The sequence below is a fragment of the Ruegeria lacuscaerulensis genome, from assembly GCF_013031245.1.
Classification (GTDB): domain Bacteria; phylum Pseudomonadota; class Alphaproteobacteria; order Rhodobacterales; family Rhodobacteraceae; genus Ruegeria; species Ruegeria lacuscaerulensis_C.
In genome coordinates, this window is record NZ_WPZL01000033.1 from 1 (window position 1) to 20,931 (window position 20,931).

The following is a 20,931-nucleotide window of genomic DNA, read 5'->3' on the forward strand; positions in this document are numbered from 1 at the left end:
GGTCTGGCTCTCCTTGCTGGAGACCAAGACCACCCAAAAGGGTGAAACCCCGCGGTTGGTGCTCAAGACCCGCGCGGCACAGGCGCTGGTGCACTGGATTGAAGTGGGCGAGATTGCCGACGGACCGCTGTTCCGCCCGATCTCCAAATCCGACCGGGTTCTGAAACGCCGACTCAGCCCGGATGCGATCTACCAGATCGTCAAACACCGGTTGGCCCTCGCGGGATTGCCAGAGGATTTTGCCTCGCCGCATGGGTTGCGCTCGGGCTTCCTGACCCAGGCCGCGCTGGACGGTGCCCCGATCCAGGCCGCCATGCGCCTGTCCCTGCACCGCTCCATGGCCCAGGCGCAAAAGTATTATGACGATGTCGATATCGCCGAAAACCCGGCAGCAGATTTGCTGGGGTGAGAAACGTGAAAGCGCCAGGGTTATGACCCGGCGCTTTGCTTGCGTGTCGGCAGTAGGGCTCAGTTCTTACCCGTGGGTAAGATCATCCTCTTCCTGCAATTTGTCGATTAGTGTTGCTATGGCCTGCTCAAGCTTTGCCCGGTCAACCCGGGTAAAATCCAAATCGTACCGCAACTCGATCCGGCCGCTTGAGGCGGAGCATTTTGCGACCCCTGCCCGCCCGGACACCTGAAATGTTGTTTTCGCACGACGCGTCTTGCTTGGGCCGCTTGTGGACGGCTTTGGCGCGGGTGCCGCCTCGGATGTTACGAAACTGCGCAACAGTGCAACCTCCCGCAGGCTGTCCCGATCCGGTTCGCTCATGACAACGGTGCTGACCTGACGCACCAATTCAGGGTTCGCATCAATCTTGCGCTTGAGCTCCACGCCCAAATTACGCGGGATGTCGTTGGGGTGTTTCAGCACCTTGTCCAACATCATCAACAGGCTTGCAAAGGCCCGGATGTAGCTTCGTTTGGTGTAACTGGCCGACTTGAAAAGCACCGCCACCGCCTTGTCCACATCCGGGCAGTCATTTACCGGATCCTCGGAATAGGCCCGCGCCAGCGCCCCCATCTCTGCAAACGAGATGTCCTTGCGGATCAGGTTTTCATCCACCATGCGCCGATAGCTGCTGTTCAGGTCAGTCGCGTCAGAGATACCGGCAGGAATTCGGTCATACCGAGCGTCGCCGGTATCCTCGCGCAACGCGCGATAGGCGGACAAGCGTCGCATGCCCTGAATCAGATCGAAACGACCATCAGAGCGTCGCTCAAGCCGAATAGGGTTGGATAGTCCAATATCTCGAATGGAGTCCTTCAGTTCTTCCAATTCGGGGTCGGGCCCCGCTTTACGGTCGCGGGCGAGTTTATCTGTGACAACATCCGACAACGCAACATGCTCGGTCACAAGGCCCTCGGACCGCAACCGAACCAGTTCATGCGCAAGGCGGTCATTTTCTGCGCGGATGGAATCTTCGGTCGATTGCTGATCCCGCAACGCATCCGCGTTTTCCGAAATCGCTGCCGCCATGGGACCACGTCGCTTTTCCAGAACCTTGTCCGGAACCTTGCCAACCGGGATGTCGTCCATGGCAGGCATGTCAATGTCAAACATTCTGCGTTTACGGCTCATGCGTCATCCTCCAACTTGTCCCAGGCCGACAACATCACGCCCCGGAATTCCTCATATACATTGTCAAAGGTCGACCGCGCCCGGCGCCAGGTTTCCCGGGTCATCTCTCGGTAGTCCATTTCATAAACCGAGCTTAGAAACCGACCCGACTGCTCAACGGCGCGCGTCATCTCGACCGGGTGTTCAGCAACATGGTCACCAAAGACCTTGCGAAACGCGTCGAACATGGCCAGGTGCAAAGCATTGCCCGGCTCGTACCGTGTCAGCAGAAAGCGTAGCTCGCAGAAGGTCTTGGGCAGGCCGATCTTACCCGTGGGTAAGGTCTTGTCGAACCCATAGGCCAAATCCTCAAGCGCTTCGGCAAGTTGTCCGATAAACGAGGTCGTCGAATCGTATTCCCAGTATCCCGGGCCCGAGGGAACATAGAGCATGTCGGCCGCAAACACTGCGTTCATCGACTGATACCCAATTGCGGGCGGACAGTCGAACAGGATCAGGTCATAGGCATCATCCGGGATCTGATCCAGATAGCGCGACACCGCGGCAAAGAACGACCACTCGGGGTTCATGTGCCGATACTGGGCCGAGGCGAACTCGACAAAGGCAGCATTGGCGCAAGAGGGGATCGCATCAATGGTCGACCAAGATGTCTTCTTGATGAAATCGTTGACGCGTAGATCACCTAGACCCATCCCGGTAATCGATGGCGGCAATTCGCGGCGGGGTAGGGCGGTTCCAGACTCCGCGGCTGCGGGGCGGCTGTTCATCCGCTCGGTCTCGCGGATCAGGTCGCGGGCCATAATACCCCAGACGGTGATGTCCTCGGCCACATCGGTCAGACCCATGGAATGGCTGAGGGTCGCCTGCGGATCGAAATCCACCACCAGAACCCGGTAGCCATCCAACGCGGCGGCATGGGCCAAATGTAACGCGACCGTGGATTTGCCTGCCCCGCCTTTGAAATTGGCGACCGCAGCGCGAATGGCGCGCTTGCCCGCAGGGCGCGGCGGCATCAGGGATTGCCGGTTCACCTTGAGACGCCGGCGCAGTTCATTCACCTCTTCCAGGCTGAACCAACGCTGCCGGCCATCCGGCTCGACCTCGCCGCCGGGCAGGGATGGGTCAGCCGCAAGTTTGCCCCGAAAGGTTGACTGGTTGACGCGAAATATAAGCTCGGACACTTCCCAGCTGGAAAAGCGGCGGAGTGTCTTCTCCATCTCGGGGCTAAAGGTCTGCTGACGAATCCATCCCTGCAATTTCAGGGACTGGTTTCGCAATGCGTTCAGGTCTTCGTGCGTGTACATGCCTCGGGTCTCATCTCTTGGGACGCTATTTATTGTATTTTTTTTATTTACGCTTGATTTGTGTTTTTGGCAAAAGAAAATATGGTGTAGGTGCAATCTTACCCACGGGTAAGAAAACAAGGGCAACGACAACAGAACTGATTCGAATGCAGCAGAGATTCGAAAATCGCAGGGTTAGGGGCAACTCCTCTAGATTTAGGGGGTCGTCTATTAAGACTTCGCCTCATATAGGGGGACACAACATGCCAATACGGGGACAAACACGGTGTCCCCCATCACCAATACTTCACCAATTTTCTTTTAGATTTTTGAGATTGGTTTGGGCCGAAACGCAGGCCGGTTCAGACTCCGCTTGACAGAATCGTCGGTTTGGACGCTAATCAGGGCATCAAAGTGAAAAGCGTTGGCAAACAGCGTGAAACTGACGGCAAGACCGTCTGAGGCGGACAGAGCGGTGAGATCAAGGATGCAGGTTGCAAAACCGGTCGGGCGAAATGCGCCCGTACTAAAATATGATATTCTATCGGCGCTTTCGGTTCATGCGCTGTCAAGGGATAAACATCGTCAGCGTCTGGTTTTACGCATGATGGCCCTGATTACGACTCGCTACAATTGGCGCGGAAACGAGTTGTCGATGGGGCGTGAGGAAATTGCCCGCCTCTGGTCCGTGAATGAGCGAACCGTTAAACGTGAAATGGCCAAGTTGAAAACGATGGGATGGATCGCTGTCAAACGTCCCGCTGTTCGCGGGCGCGTTGCCGTTTATGAACTGGACTTAAAGCAGATCATGATCGATACGACCGAGGTCTGGCCGTTGATCGGCCGTGATTTTCAGGCACGGATGACCGAAGAGCCTGAGGTCGAGACCAACGTTGTACCGTTTAAGACCAAACCCGCCGCTCCGGAGGACGCGGATGGAACGATCTGGTCACAGGTTCAAACGATCCTTCACGGGCGTGATCCGGAGCTTTGGAGCAGTTGGTTCCAGCATCTGAACGAAGTTGAGAGGGCAGGGGGGTGCGTTACCTTGATCGCGCCCTCGCGTTTCATGGCAGACTACATCGCTCAGAAATGGTCTGCGCGCTTATTGGCTGCCTACAGTCGGGTAGATCCAGAGGTCAGAACCTTGCGCATAGATGCGACCGAATAAACTGCTGTTAGCTTCGCGTTTGTCGGTGTGCCGGGACCGGGTGGCATAAGACCTGCATTTCATGTTGACGGTAAAACCAAGCCGTCCATGGCCTGTCACAAAAAGACGTGTGTGATGGGCTACACTCAGCTGGAAAACCAATTGGGAAGGTGATGGTTGCTTACAACGAGTCGAAAGCTGATAGGGAAGTTGCTCTCGACATACTATCAATCCACAACTGCATGGTGAGCGTTGATATCACCCATGCGAAACACTGGGCTGGTCTGTATTGGGTTTCTACCGCTGAGTTCAGAAGGGTAGTATCCTCGAAGTTTAACCTTGTAAATCTTCTACTGAATGGAATAAATGCAAGGTATGATCGAGCGCGGTGATAGAAAGTCAGTTGAAGACTCACTGGAGAACCAGGCGGGCGTCGTCCTGCTTGGGCCGCGGCAAGTCGGGAAGACAACACTCGCGCAGGACATCGCTGAAAGTCGTGACGCTGTCTATCTTGATATGGAGAGATCTGCTGATCGCCAGGTGCTCGAAGAGCCGGACCTCTATCTCGACGAGCAGGTTGGACGACTGGTGGTGATCGATGAGGTTCAGCTTATGCCGGGCCTGTTTAAGGCATTACGCGGTCAAATTGACCGACGACGAAGACAAGGGTATCGGACTGGGCAATTCCTGCTGCTGGGGTCGGCCTCGAACACGCTTCTGCACCAAAGCGCAGAATCCTTGGCTGGCCGGGTCAGCTATCACGAGCTGACGCCTTTCATCCTGTCGGAAACCGGAGCGGACTCGATATCCGCGCTGTGGTTGCGGGGTGGGTTTCCAGATAGCTTCCTTGCAAAAAACGACCAGACCAGTCTGACATGGCGCGAGGATTTCATCCGCACCTATCTGGAACGTGATGTTCCGGCTTTCGGGTTGCGCATTCCAGCGGAAACACTGCGCCGGTTTTGGACGATGCTTGCCCATGACCAAGGCGGGTTGCTCAACGCAGCAAAACTTGCGGGAAACCTTGGCGTATCGGGCCAGAGCGTTGCGCGCTATCTTGACTTGCTGGTCGACCTGATGCTGGTGCGTCGTTTGCCGCCCTGGCATTCCAATGCCGGAAAACGCCTGGTCAAGTCTCCCAAGATCTACATCCGCGATTCCGGGCTGGCCCATGCACTTCTTGGGATCGAAACGCAAGAAGACCTGCTTGGGCACCCGGTTGTCGGCGGCAGTTGGGAAGGATTCTGTATCGAAAACCTGATCGCCGCGGCGCCACGCGGAACTGAAGCAAGCTTCTATCGCTCTTCCGCTGGGGCTGAGGTGGATTTGATGTTGAAGCTTCCCCGAGGCGCCCTCTGGGCCATAGAGATCAAGCGGACGACATCTGCCAAGGTGACGCGCGGGTTTCACATCGCGACAGAAGAATTGGACGTCTCAGAACGCATACTTGTCTATGCAGACGAAAAGGAAGTGCCGGGGCAGGGGGGAGTACGGGCAACGTCCCTCATAAGTGCAATGGAACGGCTGGCATCCGCAAAGGCGTAACAGCGACCGGACCGATGAAAGCGGGTTCGAAATTGAACGTTTTAGCCCACCAAAGGCGGAACTTTGTTGCAATTGAAAGTACCGTCATAAGGGCGTATTTTGTTGAAAAACTCACCCTTGATCGAAGCGTAAGTCGCTGATTCAATTCCTTCTGCAGGGAGGGATTTGCGATGATGGGACCGAGGCAGGAGGCGCAAGCGGCGCTGTTCTACGAGTTCTCGCTTGAGGATCATGTCCCGCAAGATCACCTGTTGCGTTCGATTGACCGTTTCGTTGATCTGGCCAGCGTGCGGGCTCATCTGGCGGATTTCTACAGCCACACCGGCCGGCCATCTGTCGATCCGGAACTGCTGATCCGCATGCTGCTGGTTGGGTATTGCTTTGGCATCCGGTCCGAGCGGCGGCTTTGTGAAGAGGTGCATCTGAACCTGGCATATCGATGGTTCTGCCGCCTCGATCTGAATGAGCGTATCCCGGATCACTCGACGTTTTCCAAGAACCGGCATGGACGCTTCCGCGAGAGCGAACTGCTGCGCCACCTGTTCGAGACGACTGTAGCGCGGTGCATCGAAGAAGGTCTCGTCAGCGGCCAGCGCATGGCAATCGATGCCAGCTTGATCGAAGCCGATGCAAACAAACAGAATTCAACGCCAAAAGAAGAATGGGATGCATCAACCATCGATCCTGAAGATGCGCCTCGCGCGGTCCGCGAGTATCTCAACACTCTGGATGAGGCGGCTTTCGGAGCTGCGAGCGAGGTGCAACCCAAGTTCACCTCGCATTCTGACCCTGCGAGCCAATGGACGGCAGCGCGTAAAGGGCCTGCTTTCTTCAGCTATTCTGACAACTACCTGATCGACACCGACTATGGCGTCATCGTTGATGTCGAGGCCACACGGTCCATCCGACAAGCTGAGGTCGGATCGACGGAGACCATGCTGACACGGGTGAAAGACAAGTTCGACCTCGTCCCCAACTGGATGATCGCCGATACCGCCTACGGCTCCGGCCCGATGCTCGGCTGGCTCGTGGATCGCAAGATCGATCCTTACATCCCGGTAATCGACAAGGCCGGACGCCCCGACGGCACCTGGACACGCACAGACTTCGAATGGGACGCTGAGAATGATCAATATATCTGCCCAGAGGGTCACGCGCTTAAACAGTTCCGCAGGAACTACTCAGACCCGAACCGGGGGCCGACGGGCAAGGGCACAGCCCGCTATCGCGCCTTGAAAGAAGTCTGCCAGGAATGTCCATCCAAGCCCAAGTGCTGCCCGAATGCCGATGCACGGAAGATCACCCGGGAAGAGCACGAAGATGCGCGCCAGGTCGCCAGAGATCTGGCCAAAACCGAAGAATACCAGATTGCGATGAAGCTCAGAAAGAAAGTTGAGATGCTCTTTGCCCACTTCAAGCGCATTCTAGGCCTTGGACGGCTCCGATTACGTGGGCCGTGCGGCGCAAATGACGAATTCCTCCTCGCCGCCACCGCCCAAAACCTCCGCAAATTGGCGAAGATCTTTCCCGCACCGCAGCAAACACAAAAAGCCTGACCAGAAAGGCGCTTGCGCTCCGTTCAGAGCACCACTTTCTGCACTCGCAACGCGTTGTTTTTCCACAGAATCGGCGGGAAGCTGACGTTCTCTGCAGGCGCAAATTAGAGGGTCTTTTTATCGCAGAGCGGTCAATTGACTTCCCGGCAATTCATTAAGCGAACCGCCGTTCAACATTATGCTACGGATCATACCCTTCTTTGGCAAAAGGGGGGTGGGTCGACCTGAGTCGGCCAAATACTCATTGCGTGGTATATAATTGATGAAAGAATGCACCGACCAGTAGGTTTGCACGATCCGGCGGCAGAGTACGGCCTTCGAACATAAGTTTCGATGCTTCTTGAGCCATTCGGTGTCCATAGTACGCGGAGGCGCAAGGGGGGAGTTTTGACTAAGGTTCTGTTGGTTGAAGACAATGATATGAACAGCGATATGCTGTCGCGCCGGTTGGAACGCAAAGGGTTTCATGTTGTCGTCGCGAAGGACGGGCTGGAAGGCGTGTCCATGGCTGGTGAAGAAAGTCCCGACATCATTTTGATGGATATGAGCCTGCCCGAAATTGACGGGTGGGAAGCTACACGGCGTATCAAAGCAGCGCCCGGGACGGCCTCGATCCCGGTGGTGGCCCTGACCGCGCACGCGATGGCCAGTGATCGGGAAAAGGCGCTGGAAGCAGGTTGCGACGACTTCGATACCAAACCGGTCGAGTTGAGCCGTTTGCTGGAAAAGATAGGGAAACTTCTGCCCGCGACTTGAGGAGGAACCGCTCAATCCGCGGCCGTTTTGTGTCGGGTGACATAGTATGTTCTGACCTGACCCTTGCCTTTCACCCTTGCTTCGACAGGTTCAGAGATATCAAAGCGATGCTCGACCTGTCTGGCGGTGACCTCGGAAACCTGTACCCGGCCCGGCGCACCGGTTGATTCAAGGCGGCTGGCAAAATTAACGGTGTCCCCCCAGACATCGTAAAGGAAACGGTGCGATCCGATGATTCCAGCAACCACCGGCCCGGTATGCACGCCGACCCTGATATGCATCGGGTGGTCCGTTTCAAGGTTCAGCGCCTTGACCTGATCGAGCATCCGAAGCGCCATCTCGACGATCACCTCGGCATGATCTGCGCGACCATCCGGCACCCCGGCGGCAACCATATACGCATCGCCAATCGTCTTTATCTTTTCAACGCCAAGTTCCGTCGCCGTTTTGTCGAACCCCGAGAAAATCCGGTTCAGATAGGAAACCACCTGTGCCGGGGCCAGCCTGGCCGACATCTCGGTAAAGCCGACGATATCAGAAAAGAGCACGGTGACGTCGTCGTGGCGGTCGGCGATTGTGTCCTCGCCGTCATTAAGGCGCGTCACGATCTGTTGCGGCAGAATGCTGAGCAGAAGGCCTTTGTACTTTTGCTTTTCCGCTTCCATCATCTCAAGGTACTGGCGTTCGCGCTTTCGCCAGCGGTTTTTCTCCAGCGCGGCGCTGATCCGGGCTTGTAACAGGATCGGGTTGAAGGGTTTGGGCAGGTAATCCTCGGCACCGGCCTCGATGCAGCGCGCAACGCTTTCGACCTCATCCAGGGCTGAAATCATAATGACGGGGATATCATGAAAGGCGTCATCCTGTTTCAACCGGGCCAGAACGTCGAAGCCGTTGATATCCGGCATCATCAGATCGAGCAGAACCAGATCGAAAGGCTGTCGGGACATTTTCTCCAGAGCGGAATAGCCGCCGTCGGCAGTCCAGACGCGATGCCCGTCCCGCTTTAACCGGCGGGCCAGCAAGTCCCGGTTGGCCTCGGCATCATCGACGACAAGGATGTCGCCGGTTGATCCAGATGCATCGGCGATTGAAGGCAGGGGCTGCATGCTCTGGACCAGATTGGCAAACATCGCGACCGTTTCGCGCGGTGTGTCAGAGATTTTGAGGCCATCACCGGACAAACCCGAGAGCGTGTCGATACGTTGTAGCAAGGTGTCGGTGTGGTCCAAAAGCCCCAGCAAGTCCGGCTCCAGATTTTCTGCGTTCAGGTCCTCCAGATCCTCCAACATCATCTCGCTGTAGCCTTTGATCGCATTCATCGGGGTGCGCAGGTCGTGACGCAGCCGCTTCACGCCCTCATCGCCGCTGACCGTCAGCTTCATCGCCATCTCGGGGTGCAGAAGCTGATCCACCAAGGCGCTCAGTTCCGTCGTCGCCTGGGAAATCCGGTCCAGATCCGAAGTGACTTCTTCCAGATTCAGCCGCTTGGATTCGCTTTGAAGCATCTCGCAAAACCCGACAATGGCGCTGACTGGAGAGAGGAGGTTTTGACGCAAATTGGCCAACCACACTGCCTGTGCGTTTTGTGCTTCGTTTTCTGGGCTGCCATTCACAACTTATGCTTCCCCTGCAGAGGCAGGCCGGTGTTTGATTAGAATGTCGTTCAACTGGTTGAGGATGGTTTCAATTTCATCCCCGTCCTTGCTGATCAGAGTCTCGACCGAGCCGCTCAGCCGCGCGCGGTCATCGTTTGACAGGGTCTTCGCTGTAACTACGATGACGGGTATGTCTTTCCAGTCCGGGTTCTTCCTCATCCCCGCCAGAAATTCAAACCCGTCCATCTCGGGCATCATGAGATCCAGCAAAATGACGTCCGGTACGGATGCAGAAAGATGTTGAAGAGCGTCCAGCCCGTTGACAGCCTGTTCGATCTGCCAGCCTTCCTTGCCCAGAACGCGACAGATCATTTCGCGGGTTGCGGCCTCGTCTTCAACAACAAGGGCCCGGGGCGCTGGACGGGGCGGACAATGCTCTTTCAGCGCATTCAGAAGTGTGACCGTGTCGATGGGTTTGCCCAGATATCCGCTGGCACCCAGAGACAACCCGCGCGTGCGGTCCTCTGCGAATGTCAGCATAATCACCGGGATGTCTGCCATGTTCGGATCGTCTTTCAGCTTGGACAACACCGCCCAGCCGTCAATCTCGGGCATGAACACGTCCAACGTGATGGCGTCAGGCCGGAATTTGCGCGCCAGTTCCAATGCTTCGTCACCCTTGGTTGAAGCTAGAACGCGGTATCCTTCCCTGCGCAGCCGCCGCCCCAAAAGGTCATGCACCGTCGGGTCGTCATCGACCAACAGAACCAGCGGCGCATTTGAATCGCTATGCGGATCATCCCCGGAATCCCCTTTTTCCCGCAGCGGGTTTGTAGACGGATCTCTGCAGATGCTCGGAAGACGAATGGTGAAAGTTGACCCCTCGCCGAGGGTGCTGGCGCAGCGAATATTGCCGCCCAGCTGTTCGCAGAAGACCTTGGTGATCGACAGCCCCAGACCGGTGCCCCCATAGTTGCGGGTAGTGGAGGAGTCCGCCTGAGTGAACGCTTCGAACACTTTGTCGACTTGCTCGGGCGACATGCCGATGCCTTGGTCGGCGACTGAAAATTCCAGCTGATCCTGTTTCTTCGATCGCAGGACGGACAGCGTGATTGTCGCGTTTTCGGTGAACTTGCAGGCGTTGGACAGCAGGTTGAGCAATGCTTGCCTCACCTTGGTCAGATCGCAAACCATATCCCCGATGTTCTCGGCGCACACAAACTTCAAAGTATTGTTGTTTTTTTCGGCCAGCGGTCGCACCGTTGTTCCGACATCTTTGATCATTTGAAAGACATCGAAGGCCTCAAGATTGAACTCCATCTTCCCGGCTTCGATTTTGGACAAATCCAGAATGTCGTTAATCAGGGCAAGCAGGTGCTTCCCGGCAGATTGGATTTTCTGAAGATCGCTCAGGTTCGTCTCGTCATTCTGATCGATAGCTTCCTCAAGCATCAACTCACTGTATCCGATGATCGCGTTCAATGGCGTGCGGAGTTCGTGGCTCATGTTGGCAAGGAATGTGCTCTTGGTTTTATTGGCAGCTTCAGCATTGTCTTTTGCCACGCGCAGTTCGCTTTCCACTTGCTTCTGGGTGGTAATGTCCCGGCCATAGATGTTCGCATAGCCTCCCTCCGGTACCGGCCATAGTAAAAGAGCATAGATCAGACCACCTGCCTCGTATTCGAAATCTTGCCGTTGATCCTCGTGCAAACCTTTGGTGACTCGTTTGCGCCAACCCGTTCCCACGCGGTCGCCAACCTTCAATTGTAGCGCTTCAATCAGTGGAGTGCTTGCCTTGTTGGCGTAGATCAATTTGCCCTTATCTGTGATGCGCATGACCGGGTTAGGGTTCTCTTCAGGAATGCGCGCCAGTTCTCGCATCCGCTTTTCTGCTTGCCTCAGCTGCGTAACGTCCCGCCCGTACAAGTTGACATGTTTGGCATCCGGCACCGGCCAGAGCAGTAACGAATAGACCATGCCGCCAGCATGGCATTCAAAATCCTGCCGTTCGTTCTCTTCAAGCCCTCTCCTGACGCGAGCCAGCCATTCTTCTGTAACGGCTGCACCGACTTTCAGGTTCAACGCATCCAACATCGGGTCGCTGGCTTTATTCGCAAAGAGCAGCTTTCCGTCGCTGCTGATACACATGACCGGATTGGGGTTTTCCTCAGGAATCTGAGCAAGCTCGGCATTGCGGGCTTCGACCTTCTTCAGTTCGGTCACATCGCTGTAGATCGCAACGGTTCCGTTATCACGGGTCTTCCGCTCGCTGATCTTGATCCACCCCCCGGATGTCCGGCTTTGCATCTGGGTGCCTTCCGGATTGTCGTGACGTTTCAGCCGTTGCGCCACCCATTCTTCTTCTCGTCCGATCGCATCTGTAATCACATTGAGCGACAGTGCTTTGCGAACGACCTGTTCGAACGTCATCCCCGGTTTCACCAAGTCTTCGTGCCCCGGATACAGCATCTTCCGATATGTCTCGTTCGCCAGAACCAAACGATCATCGGAATCGTAGAGGGCAAAGCCTTCCGGGATTGTGTTTATGGCATCGACGATCCGGTCCAGCGCTCGGTTCGTTCCAACCGGTTTCGACACATGGTGATCGTCTGATTGGTTCATTTCGCGCGCTCCATCTGGTGAAACCGACACGTCGGTAAGTCACTGTTTTCAGTTGAATTGAAATGCGGGATCGAAACAAGGCTGTTTCGGCCCGTCTGTGTGCGCCTTTGGATTGATGTTGACAGAGCCACTATTCTGCCGGATCCCGTGAGAACAATGGAAATCGCCGGTCGGCGGGCTGGGTCGTTCCATCTTTTGCGCACCGCAGCGCGGCGAAAACCATGAGATCGGCAGGATTGGCCCGCGTTCACCGGTTCAACCCGGCTGCGCGCAAACCCTGTTGATAGCGTTCGCGATCTTCCAATCGTGCAAAGGGATGTGTGCGCTCTGCCAATTGAAGAGAGGCGCCGGGGTCAAGACGCTTTAGGTCGAGAACAGCCTGCCTCGCCTCATCCAACTTGCCGCAAATGGCGTTGTTCACAGCAAGATCCAGATAAGAGCTACTACGATTAGGCTGAATCCGGATTGACGCCTCGGCCCACTCGATGGCTTCGTTGTGTCGGCCAGCCACAAATTCACAAAGTGAGCGTATGGAATACCACAAAGCTATCAATGGATCGCGCGGGCTGAGCCTGATCGCGGCCATGATGTCATCGAGGGCTTCCTTGCCGTCGCCCAGATAAACCTGAGATCTGGCAAGCAAAGCATAGGCATGGGGGTCGTTGGGGTTGAGGGCTATAGCGTCCCGCAACTTCCTTACGGCGTCCTGATGATGGCCTGAAAACAAATCCGCCGCACCAAGTAAGGCCATCGCATAAGCGTCGCGGCCGTTTATCGAAACTGCCCGTTGCGCCAGACTAATTGCCTTGGCCTTCGAAGCGTCAGGATTATCACTCCATCCACTCACGCTCTGCATCAAGTGAGTGAATGACAAGTCCGCCAAGCCGAATGAACTTTGGGGATCCAAATCGACAGCTTTCAACAACAGGTTTTGGGCTTCAGCTATGTCGGCTTTTGTGAATTGTGAGATATGCCAATGAGCTCGCGCTGTCAGCTCCCAGGCGTCCATCCGGGGTATCACCTTGCGCCGTGCCCGTTGCATTTCTGCAGACAGGTATTCAGGTGCGACGGCGCCCACAATTTTTTGCGTAATCTCGTCCTGCAGATCGAAGATGTCTTCAATCACGCCGTCAAATCGATCGGTCCAGACGTAATGGTTTGCAATGGCGTCGATTAGTTTTACTGAGACGCGAACCCTGTTGCCGACCCTTCGAACGCTGCCCTCAAGAACGTATTGCACGCCCAGATCGCGAGCGATTTGCTCTGTCCCGATGACGCGACCCCGGTAGGAAAAGCTCGTATTTCGAGAGATCACGAAGAACCAGTGAAACCGGGACAGCGCGGAAATCACATCTTCGGCGATACCTTCGGCAAAAAAGGTCTGATCCGCGTTTTGGGACACATTGTCAAAGGCCAAAACCGCAATCGAAGGTCGTTCCGGCACCTCCAAAAGGTAGCTCTGGATGGCTGATGCAGACATTCCCCAACCATAGGCGACCAAAGGCTCTGCGATGTTTTTGAGTTTCTGAGAACCGAGACAGGTGAAGTGATCCGAAAGCCTGGCATCAAGGCTGCGCCGCGCAGTTTCCGAAATCACCAGTGAACCTGGCTCAGCCAGATTCTGAAGGCGTGCGGCCACGTTGACGCCGTCGCCATAGACGTCTTCATCAGCAAAACTCACATCGCCGCTGTGCAATCCCATCCTCAATGTGATCCGGGGATCATCGGTCAGTGCGTTTTGGACAGCCATCGAGCACTCTATACCATTGACCACGCTGGGAAATTCAACCAGCCAGCCGTCCCCCATGCTTTTTATCACCCTGCCGTGATGCGCACCAATTGCCGGAGTAAGAATGTCGTTCCGAAAACGGCGCAGCGCGGTCAATGTGGCAGCTTCATCCTCCCCCATGAGTTTGGAGTAGTTTGCTACATCCGCAGCCAGAATAGCGGTCAGCCGTCGTTCAGAGGCATTCGACATGGATGAAGCATAGCCGACGGCCGGCGAATGGGAAACTTCAGCGGTTTTGGATAAAACGTTAATGCCTCCGCTCCAATTTCGGCTGCGAACGCCAAGGGTTCGATGACGGCGGCTGAAGATCGGGACCACTTCGCGCAACCGACCATATTTGTTGTTTGAGTATGTTTTCATCTATGGTGAGCGCACGCGATCTTTGGACCGGGGGGGCTGCCAAATGACAACACACACAGGTTACCTGCTGATTGCCGACATTACCGGCTACACTCAGTTTCTGACATCTTCGGAAATGGATCATGCCAATCCCATTCTGCAATCCCTTCTGAGCGTTCTGCTTGAGCAGGTCGGAGACCCGCTGCACTTCTGGAAAACCGAAGGCGATGCCGTTCTGGCCTATTCGACACGACAGGATTTCCCGTCGGGAGAGACATTTCTGACCATTTGCGAAAATCTCTACAATGCGTTCACCCTCAGACGGCAGGACATAATCGCCAACACGACGTGCCCGTGCCAGGCATGCGCCAATGTCGGCAATCTGGACCTCAAAATCATCGCCCACCACGGTCAGTTCGATGAAATGCAACTGGGGCCAACCAAAGACATCTCCGGTGCCGATGTCATTCTTGTTCACAGATTGACCAAGACGGATGTTGCCGAGCGCACCGGTATTAACAGCTATGCCTTGTTTAGCGAAGCGGCCGCAGAAGCCATGGATATTAGCGATATAATGGAGCCGTTTTCCCAGGAAATAGAACATTTTGGTGAAGTCGGAATGAAGGTCTACGATCTGGCCAAATCATGGGAAAAGATGCGCGCTGATCGCCCGCGCGATTTTCTCGAAGAAGAAGATGGCGTGTGGACCCTGCGCTACCATTTCGATGCGCCCATGTGCCTCGTGTGGGAGGCCCTCGTCGCTCCTGAACACAAGCTGAAATGGATGAACAGCGTCAACGACATCAAGATGGAGAACCCTTTGGGACGTCTTGGCCCGGGGTCAGGCTATCATTGCGCGCATGAAATGGCCCAGTTCTTTTATCGGGTCACGGATTGGGAACCCTTTGAGTATTTCTCGACCCGCATTCTGGACCCTGCGCGCCCCGATGTCAGCTTTCCCGAGACCTACCATCTGACAGAAACAGATAAGGGCACCGAACTGCGCTACACAATGGGTATGGCAACGGAAGTAGATGGCACGCGTTCGGAAATTTCCGAACAGGAATGTTCCGCGTTTTTAGCGGAATTCTGGGCGGTGTCTTTTGCGGACATGAATGAGCAACTCAGCCAATCCAAATAGCGCCGTGCGGCTTAACGTCGGGCGACAGATTTTACTGGTAGATGATCCCAGCGCTGCCTGATCAAAGGAGTAGGCTATGAAAAGCTACACTCCAGCAGTTGTGCTAAGCAAACAGTGGTGACGTCATCGCGGCACGCAAGCCAAGTTCGGTGGATGCGACCTGCCAGCACAAATCAGTAGATTTGACCGTTAAGCCATCGCCGACACTCTATGCGTCGAAGTTCCAGATGTCGCCCTGTACCTTCCAGCCGTCGTCGCCTTTTCGGAAGTAGAGAACGTACTTCCCAGCAAGTTTTTGCCCTCCCATCGAGCCCGTCAGGGTTCCCATAGTAACGGCACAATCTCCGCCGATATGGGCGTCGGTCAGATTGGCCACAACATTACTCAGGCCGCCGTCAATTGCTGCCTGCCAATATTCCCGAATGGCTGTATGACCTGTCATTATCGGCGCACCCGGCGGCATGGCCGCGCCATCTTCAGCATAGGGTGCTGTCGCCTTACTTGCGTCCTTTGCATTGATCCCCTGGATGATAGCCGCGTCGAGTGCTTTTACAGTATCAATATCCGACATTGTTTACTCCCGAGTTTCTTGCTGGTGCCCTCAGGTTATCACAGGAACTCGGGTTGATGTTCATCTCTGGTGTTCAACCTTGGACGCCGCATCGCCGCAAGTCTGAACCGAGGCCTTAGAGGCTATCTGTTGTCCTCAGTTGGGAGAGCATTGGGCAGGATATGTTTCCGCTATCGCAGTTAGCAGTAAGTTCATTCAACGCCGCTTCCAGAACTGTCAACTCCTTGATCTTACGACGCACATTGGAGACATGACGCTCTGCCATCTCCTTCACGGTTTGGCAGTCTGCACCACTGCTTTCTGAGAGGTCGAGCAGCGTCTTCGCGTCTGCAAGTGGGAATCCCAAATCCCGGCACTTTCTCAATAAACGCAACCTTCCAACATCACGTTTTGAGTAGAGACGGCGATTGTTGGAGGCGCGCTCGGGTTTTGGCACAACTCCTTCGCGTTCATAATAGCGGATGGTTTCAATACCGACTCCACTTTGCCGGGAAGCCTCTCCAATCGCAATCATATGAAATTACCCTGCTTGATCCTGTAGTGGCTACAGGATCTATACACCGCTTGGGTCATCACTGCAAAGCCGTGCCGTGAAGACCAGTGGAGAAGAAGGATGCAGAAATACCTTGGCCTCAGTTATTTAGGATCGGTTTCAGCGCTTGGCGTGGCGACCTGCTGTGTTCTACCCATGGCCATGATGTTGCTCGGGTTGGGCGGCAGTTGGCTGGCAATATTCGGGAAAATTGCGACAGTAAGTTTTTATGTGCTGACAATATCGACTGCGCTGGTCGCGTTGTCTTGGTCGGTATCGCATCGACGCGGATCAATTGGGCGGCTGAAATGGTGGCTTGCCGGAAGCACAGCAATGACCGGACTGGCATGGGTCATCGTGTTCAATGAGGCTCGGATCAACGATTATCTGATTATGCAGATGTGAGACTATGACGGAACAAAACGTGGTGCTTGAAAGCACATTGACGTGTCCCAAATGCGGACATGCCGAGACAGAGGAAATGCCGACAAACGCCTGCCAGTGGTTCTATAAGTGCAAGGCGTGCGAGACAGTATTGAAGCCACTCGAGGGCGACTGCTGCGTGTACTGCTCCTATGCCACCGTTCCGTGCCCGCCAATTCAGATGGGCGATAGTTGTTGCGGTTGAGTTAAATGGCAGGTTTGCTGCGCGATGTGTGAGTTCATCAGCTTCAAAATCTCGCACCGGCGGCGTATGTCCGAATAGCGGGCTGCACTTGCAAAAAACTATTGGCACGTTCAGTGACAAATATGGGCCACCATTGATTACCCATTCTTCAGCGATGACCCAGATGCTGCGCCGTCTCGTACGGCAGGTGCGAGCCCGAAGAAGATGATAAAATATCAAAAACTAATGCCGATCTGGCGCCATTTCCGGACATTCAGTTCCTGTTCCTGAACTACGTTGCTCGGAACAAATTCGTTGTCTACCATATGTATTGACGCACGAAATTGGGATCTTTGTGACTATGTCTATTCAGTCAGGCTATCTGCTCATCGCCGATATCACCGGTTACACTGGATACTTGACCCGGTCAGAGTTGGAACACGCCAACCCGATCATCCATTCTTTGCTGGAGGCAATTGTGATGGAATTGAAGGACCCAATGAAGTTGCGGGGCCTCGAGGGTGACGCCGTTCTCGCTTATTCGAGTGGGCCATTCCCTTCTGGCGAAACCTTCCTCAATATATGTGAAAGCCTTTATCGGGCGTTCGCCGAACGCCGTCGGAACATTGTGCAAAACACGACTTGCCCCTGCAACGCGTGTCGCAACGTAGCCGATCTCGATCTGAAGATCCTTGCGCATCACGGAAAATTCGAAGAACTGTCGATCGGACCGATGAAGGATATTTCCGGTGCTGACGTCATACTCGTGCATCGTATGGCGAAGACCGATGTGAAGGAGGATACTGGTATCCTCAGCTACGCCCTGTTCTCGGAAGACGCGTTCCGGGCAATGGGCATTGAGTCTGACCTCATGCAGTATAGCGCTCAGTTCGAGCACTTTGGCGACGTGCCGATGCGGGTCTACGACCTTGCTGCAGCCTGGCAACGATACCGGGAAGTCGCCGGACCCGTCCGCGTTACCGACGAGGATGCCGTGTTCACAACCCGGCACACACTAAACGCGCCGCCGGTAGTGGTTTGGGAAATGCTCACAGATCCGCGGCTCAAGATGCGCTGGATGATGTTGAAAGACGCCTATCGGGAAGGGGATGCATCGCGCACTTCGGCTGGCATTCGTTTGCACTGCATTCATGAAGCCGCTCACTTTCAGATGCTGATCGTCGACTGGCATCCATTCGATTATGTGACTGATATTCTACACAATTCGTCTATTGAGGGTCTTACTAATTTGGAGACCTATGAGTTAGTCCCTGTAGATGAAGGCACCGAGATCGTGTTTCGAATGGGGCGACTTACTGATGCCGAGGGAATACATCATCCCGAGCAGGAAGCAGCGGTGATCGAATTATTCGAGAATTTTTATCCAGTGGCTTTCGGTATTCTCGACGAGATGGCATTGGAGGCTCGTCAAAAGAGTCAGGAACAGTAAAGATGGGTATTTAGGGGCGACACCGCCGCTAAATGGGCTGAGGGCATCATACGGTGCATCGAAGAAGGTGGGACCTTTACGATCGGGGTTGTTCGCTTCAAGCCAGAATGGGCTTGGAGCTTTTTAGATGGCCGCAATGGCTTTCATGCGAACCTCGCGGTATTGAGCAGCCACTTCCGCTTTGTTAGGCAGATCGTTATTTCGAGTTGCCTTCGGCTTTGCTCCTGCAGCGAATGGCGGCAATGCGGGCCGCGGTCGCAGCATTGCGACCTGCCGCTGGATGTCGGCAATGGGCCGTTCGTCAAGTTGATCTGCTGAGTTCGTGATTGAAAAATTGCGCACTGCTGATTTGAAAACAACACTAAATGTCTAAGAAATAATCAATCTGGCAAAAATTGAATGTAGGCGCATGTCGCAGTCTCATTTTCAAAAAAGATCAGTCAGAACTATAAAGGTTCTGACCGCGTGTCTTGGTGATCTTCGCGCACGCGGTCAGAGCAATGTGTGAACCAGTCGGCCTACCAATCCACAGTTTTCTGCGGGGTATAGACTGGCGTCGGCTCAGGATCGAAGGACCGATCGAAATCCCGATAGTGCCCCTGCAACACCCGGTGAGGGAACTGTTGGATCAGCGCGAAATGATCCTGGATCATCTTGGTGAGACCTGGTCCGGCCCAGAGGCCATTCTGGATTTCATTGGGAAAGCGTTCGGCCGGATCGTGGTAGATATTGAACATCTCATAGAAATGAAAATCAGGGTTGTTTGGCTTGAGGTTCATTTTGACCTGATCCTTGCGCACCGCTTCAAGCTGATCGCGATTGTAATGAAATATGTAGTCTCGGCGACCCGCACCTTCTCCAAGGAGCAAGAGCCCGCTCTGATCGACACCATCGATGACCCGATCCGTGGGAATGTAATCTTCCGCATCCGCCAAACGCGCCATTGTCATGAACCAGTCGGTTATCTGCACGAGATCGAGCGGGTCCTGCCCGGCTTCGATCATACCAGGCCACCAAGCGACTGCGGGAACCCGAATGCCGCCTTCTCTGGTTTCGCCCTTTGTTCCTGGTAGTAAAGAGTAGCCGCCATGCGGGTGCACGGTGTACATCGGTCCATTGTCCGAGTTCCAGATGACGAGCGTGTTTTCGGCAATTCCCAGATCAACGAGTGTTTTGATCACACGCCCGACGTTGTAATCATGTTCAACCATCTGGGCTGAGGTGTTGGATTGTGCTGGTGTATCCCGGAAATCCGGATGCGCACCCCAGAAGTGGTTTCCCTTGCCCCAGAAGTTCACGAAGAATGGCTGGTCCGATTTTGCCCGACGCTCAATGAAGTCGATAACATTATCGGCAACCTCAGAGTCATAGGTATTGTAGCGTTCCAGACTGTAGCGATAGACCATTTCGGGTGTTTCACCACGACGTGCACGCATCACGCCACCGTTGTCGTAAGGAAATCCTTCGGGACCGGGAGAATTGATCATGCCCCTGTTGTTGAAACCACCCGCATCCTCATCGGCGCTGGCTTCCCAATTGGCGACCCACCAGGGCGGATTGCCCTCAGACCATTCGGCTTCATCGAACCCCTGATTGGTCGGAAAATGTTCTTCATCCTCACCCATGTGCCACTTGCCGAAGAAGCCAGTGTAGTAGCCCGCTTCTGAGAGTATCTCGGCAATCGTCACTTCTTCGCCATGTAACCCGCGCCCAACCTCTCCGGGCAATGTGATGTTGTAGAGACCATTGCGGATCGGGTGCCTCCCGGTCATCACCGCACCGCGAGATGGTGAGCACTCAACTTCCGAGTAAAATGACAGAAACCGCATGCCTTCCTCTGCCATGCGGTCGAGGTTGTTGGTTGGGGCGCCACGGATCTTGCCACCACCGTAGCTTCCCAATTCGGTGTAGCCCACGTCGTCAGCCAGGATGTACACGATGTTGGGCTTCTTACCGAAACGCTCTTCCAGCGCGGCCAGTTTCGTAGCAACTTCTTCGTCTTCGACACCCCATTGAGCGCCGAACTCTTGCTCCATCCGGGTGAATTCCGCGTCATGAACAATTTCATCCTGCGCTGAAACGGCACTGCCAGTAGACGCGAGTACAGCCGCCACAGTCGCTTTTAGAACAAAACACCTCGCAACCATTGGTATCACTCCTTTGTCGTATTTCGCCCTGTCTCGCATTTGGCTACCCTGATCCGAAGCTCGCTGACCAATTCGGCCAATATGTCCGCCATGACGACGGACCCTCCGTGTTGGTCGCGCTCAACATTTTGGGCCATAAACTCCAGATCATTGAACACGTCGCACAGACGAGGATCGACATGTCGCAGTTGCAAGTACCGCGCGTAGAGTTCTGGATCTTGGCGTTTCAGATAGCTCACCGGACAGTTGCTCTGGTTGTGTTTTAC

18 protein-coding genes are annotated in these 20,931 nt (G+C 54.9%); 9 read left to right on the forward strand and 9 right to left on the reverse strand.

Going from position 1 to position 20,931, the window contains the following annotated elements; all coding sequences use genetic code 11:
• The coding region (locus GOX66_RS21855; RefSeq protein ID WP_170765455.1) for a tyrosine-type recombinase/integrase at positions 1-409 on the forward strand (409 nt) is incomplete at its 5' end.
• A gap of 66 nt (positions 410-475) precedes the next feature.
• On the opposite strand, the gene GOX66_RS21860 is transcribed toward GOX66_RS21855, so the two are convergent.
• The gene (locus GOX66_RS21860) at positions 476-1,582 is read right to left on the reverse strand and encodes a ParB/RepB/Spo0J family partition protein (protein WP_170765458.1); all 1,107 of its coding nucleotides are present in this window, start codon (positions 1,580-1,582) and stop codon (positions 476-478) included.
• The gene (locus tag GOX66_RS21865; protein WP_170765460.1) at positions 1,579-2,886 is read right to left on the reverse strand and encodes an AAA family ATPase; all 1,308 of its coding nucleotides are present in this window, start codon (positions 2,884-2,886) and stop codon (positions 1,579-1,581) included. The genes GOX66_RS21860 and GOX66_RS21865 overlap by 4 nt, the downstream gene beginning before the upstream one ends.
• Positions 2,887-3,352: 466 nt before the next feature.
• Between GOX66_RS21865 and GOX66_RS21870 the strand changes: the two genes are divergently transcribed.
• The 4 genes from GOX66_RS21870 (at position 3,353) to GOX66_RS21885 (ending at position 7,872) form a co-directional block, all read left to right on the forward strand.
• Entirely contained in the window at positions 3,353-4,036 is a 684-nt protein-coding gene (locus GOX66_RS21870; RefSeq protein ID WP_120634559.1) for a DnaA N-terminal domain-containing protein, read from the forward strand.
• 345 nt (positions 4,037-4,381) lie between these two features.
• A complete protein-coding gene (locus GOX66_RS21875; protein WP_237212723.1) occupies positions 4,382-5,560 on the forward strand; it encodes an ATP-binding protein in 1,179 nt (392 codons plus the stop codon).
• Positions 5,561-5,730: 170 nt separating this feature from the next.
• Positions 5,731-7,116: an IS1182 family transposase gene (locus GOX66_RS21880; protein ID WP_170765462.1), complete on the forward strand. Its 1,386-nt coding sequence runs from the start codon at positions 5,731-5,733 to the stop codon at positions 7,114-7,116.
• Positions 7,117-7,503: 387 nt separating this feature from the next.
• On the forward strand, positions 7,504-7,872 hold the full coding sequence (locus tag GOX66_RS21885) for a response regulator (protein WP_170765464.1): 369 nt from the start codon (positions 7,504-7,506) through the stop codon (positions 7,870-7,872).
• 11 nt (positions 7,873-7,883) lie between these two features.
• On the opposite strand, the gene GOX66_RS21890 is transcribed toward GOX66_RS21885, so the two are convergent.
• The 3 genes from GOX66_RS21890 to GOX66_RS21900 all read right to left on the reverse strand — a co-directional run bounded on the left by GOX66_RS21890 (position 7,884) and on the right by GOX66_RS21900 (position 14,067).
• Positions 7,884-9,485, reverse strand: a complete 1,602-nt coding sequence (locus GOX66_RS21890) for an adenylate/guanylate cyclase domain-containing protein (RefSeq protein WP_336509519.1) — start codon at positions 9,483-9,485, stop codon at positions 7,884-7,886.
• Positions 9,486-9,488: 3 nt separating this feature from the next.
• A complete protein-coding gene (locus GOX66_RS21895; protein ID WP_170765468.1) occupies positions 9,489-12,089 on the reverse strand; it encodes a response regulator in 2,601 nt (866 codons plus the stop codon).
• 247 nt (positions 12,090-12,336) lie between these two features.
• Entirely contained in the window at positions 12,337-14,067 is a 1,731-nt protein-coding gene (locus tag GOX66_RS21900) for a tetratricopeptide repeat protein (protein WP_170765470.1), read from the reverse strand.
• Positions 14,068-14,281: 214 nt separating this feature from the next.
• Here GOX66_RS21900 and GOX66_RS21905 point away from each other — a divergent pair, with 214 nt between their 5' ends.
• Complete coding sequence (locus GOX66_RS21905) at positions 14,282-15,358, forward strand: DUF2652 domain-containing protein (RefSeq protein ID WP_170765471.1); 1,077 nt, start codon at positions 14,282-14,284, stop codon at positions 15,356-15,358.
• A gap of 208 nt (positions 15,359-15,566) precedes the next feature.
• On the opposite strand, the gene GOX66_RS21910 is transcribed toward GOX66_RS21905, so the two are convergent.
• Entirely contained in the window at positions 15,567-15,929 is a 363-nt protein-coding gene (locus GOX66_RS21910; RefSeq protein WP_170765473.1) for a YybH family protein, read from the reverse strand.
• A gap of 115 nt (positions 15,930-16,044) precedes the next feature.
• On the reverse strand, positions 16,045-16,443 hold the full coding sequence (locus GOX66_RS21915; RefSeq protein WP_170765475.1) for a MerR family transcriptional regulator: 399 nt from the start codon (positions 16,441-16,443) through the stop codon (positions 16,045-16,047).
• A 99-nt stretch (positions 16,444-16,542) separates the two neighbouring features.
• Here GOX66_RS21915 and GOX66_RS21920 point away from each other — a divergent pair, with 99 nt between their 5' ends.
• The 3 genes from GOX66_RS21920 (at position 16,543) to GOX66_RS21925 (ending at position 18,518) form a co-directional block, all read left to right on the forward strand.
• The gene (locus GOX66_RS21920) at positions 16,543-16,866 is read left to right on the forward strand and encodes a hypothetical protein (RefSeq protein WP_170765477.1); all 324 of its coding nucleotides are present in this window, start codon (positions 16,543-16,545) and stop codon (positions 16,864-16,866) included.
• Between the two features lie 4 nt (positions 16,867-16,870).
• On the forward strand, positions 16,871-17,089 hold the full coding sequence (locus GOX66_RS25900) for a GDCCVxC domain-containing (seleno)protein (RefSeq protein ID WP_237212724.1): 219 nt from the start codon (positions 16,871-16,873) through the stop codon (positions 17,087-17,089).
• Positions 17,090-17,429: 340 nt separating this feature from the next.
• Positions 17,430-18,518, forward strand: a complete 1,089-nt coding sequence (locus GOX66_RS21925; protein ID WP_170765479.1) for a DUF2652 domain-containing protein — start codon at positions 17,430-17,432, stop codon at positions 18,516-18,518.
• Positions 18,519-19,036: 518 nt separating this feature from the next.
• On the opposite strand, the gene GOX66_RS21930 is transcribed toward GOX66_RS21925, so the two are convergent.
• Positions 19,037-20,665, reverse strand: a complete 1,629-nt coding sequence (locus GOX66_RS21930) for a sulfatase-like hydrolase/transferase (RefSeq protein WP_170765481.1) — start codon at positions 20,663-20,665, stop codon at positions 19,037-19,039.
• A 5-nt stretch (positions 20,666-20,670) separates the two neighbouring features.
• Positions 20,671-20,904, reverse strand: coding sequence for a hypothetical protein (locus tag GOX66_RS21935; protein WP_170765483.1), 234 nt, complete (start codon positions 20,902-20,904; stop codon positions 20,671-20,673).
• Positions 20,905-20,931: the final 27 nt, after the last annotated feature.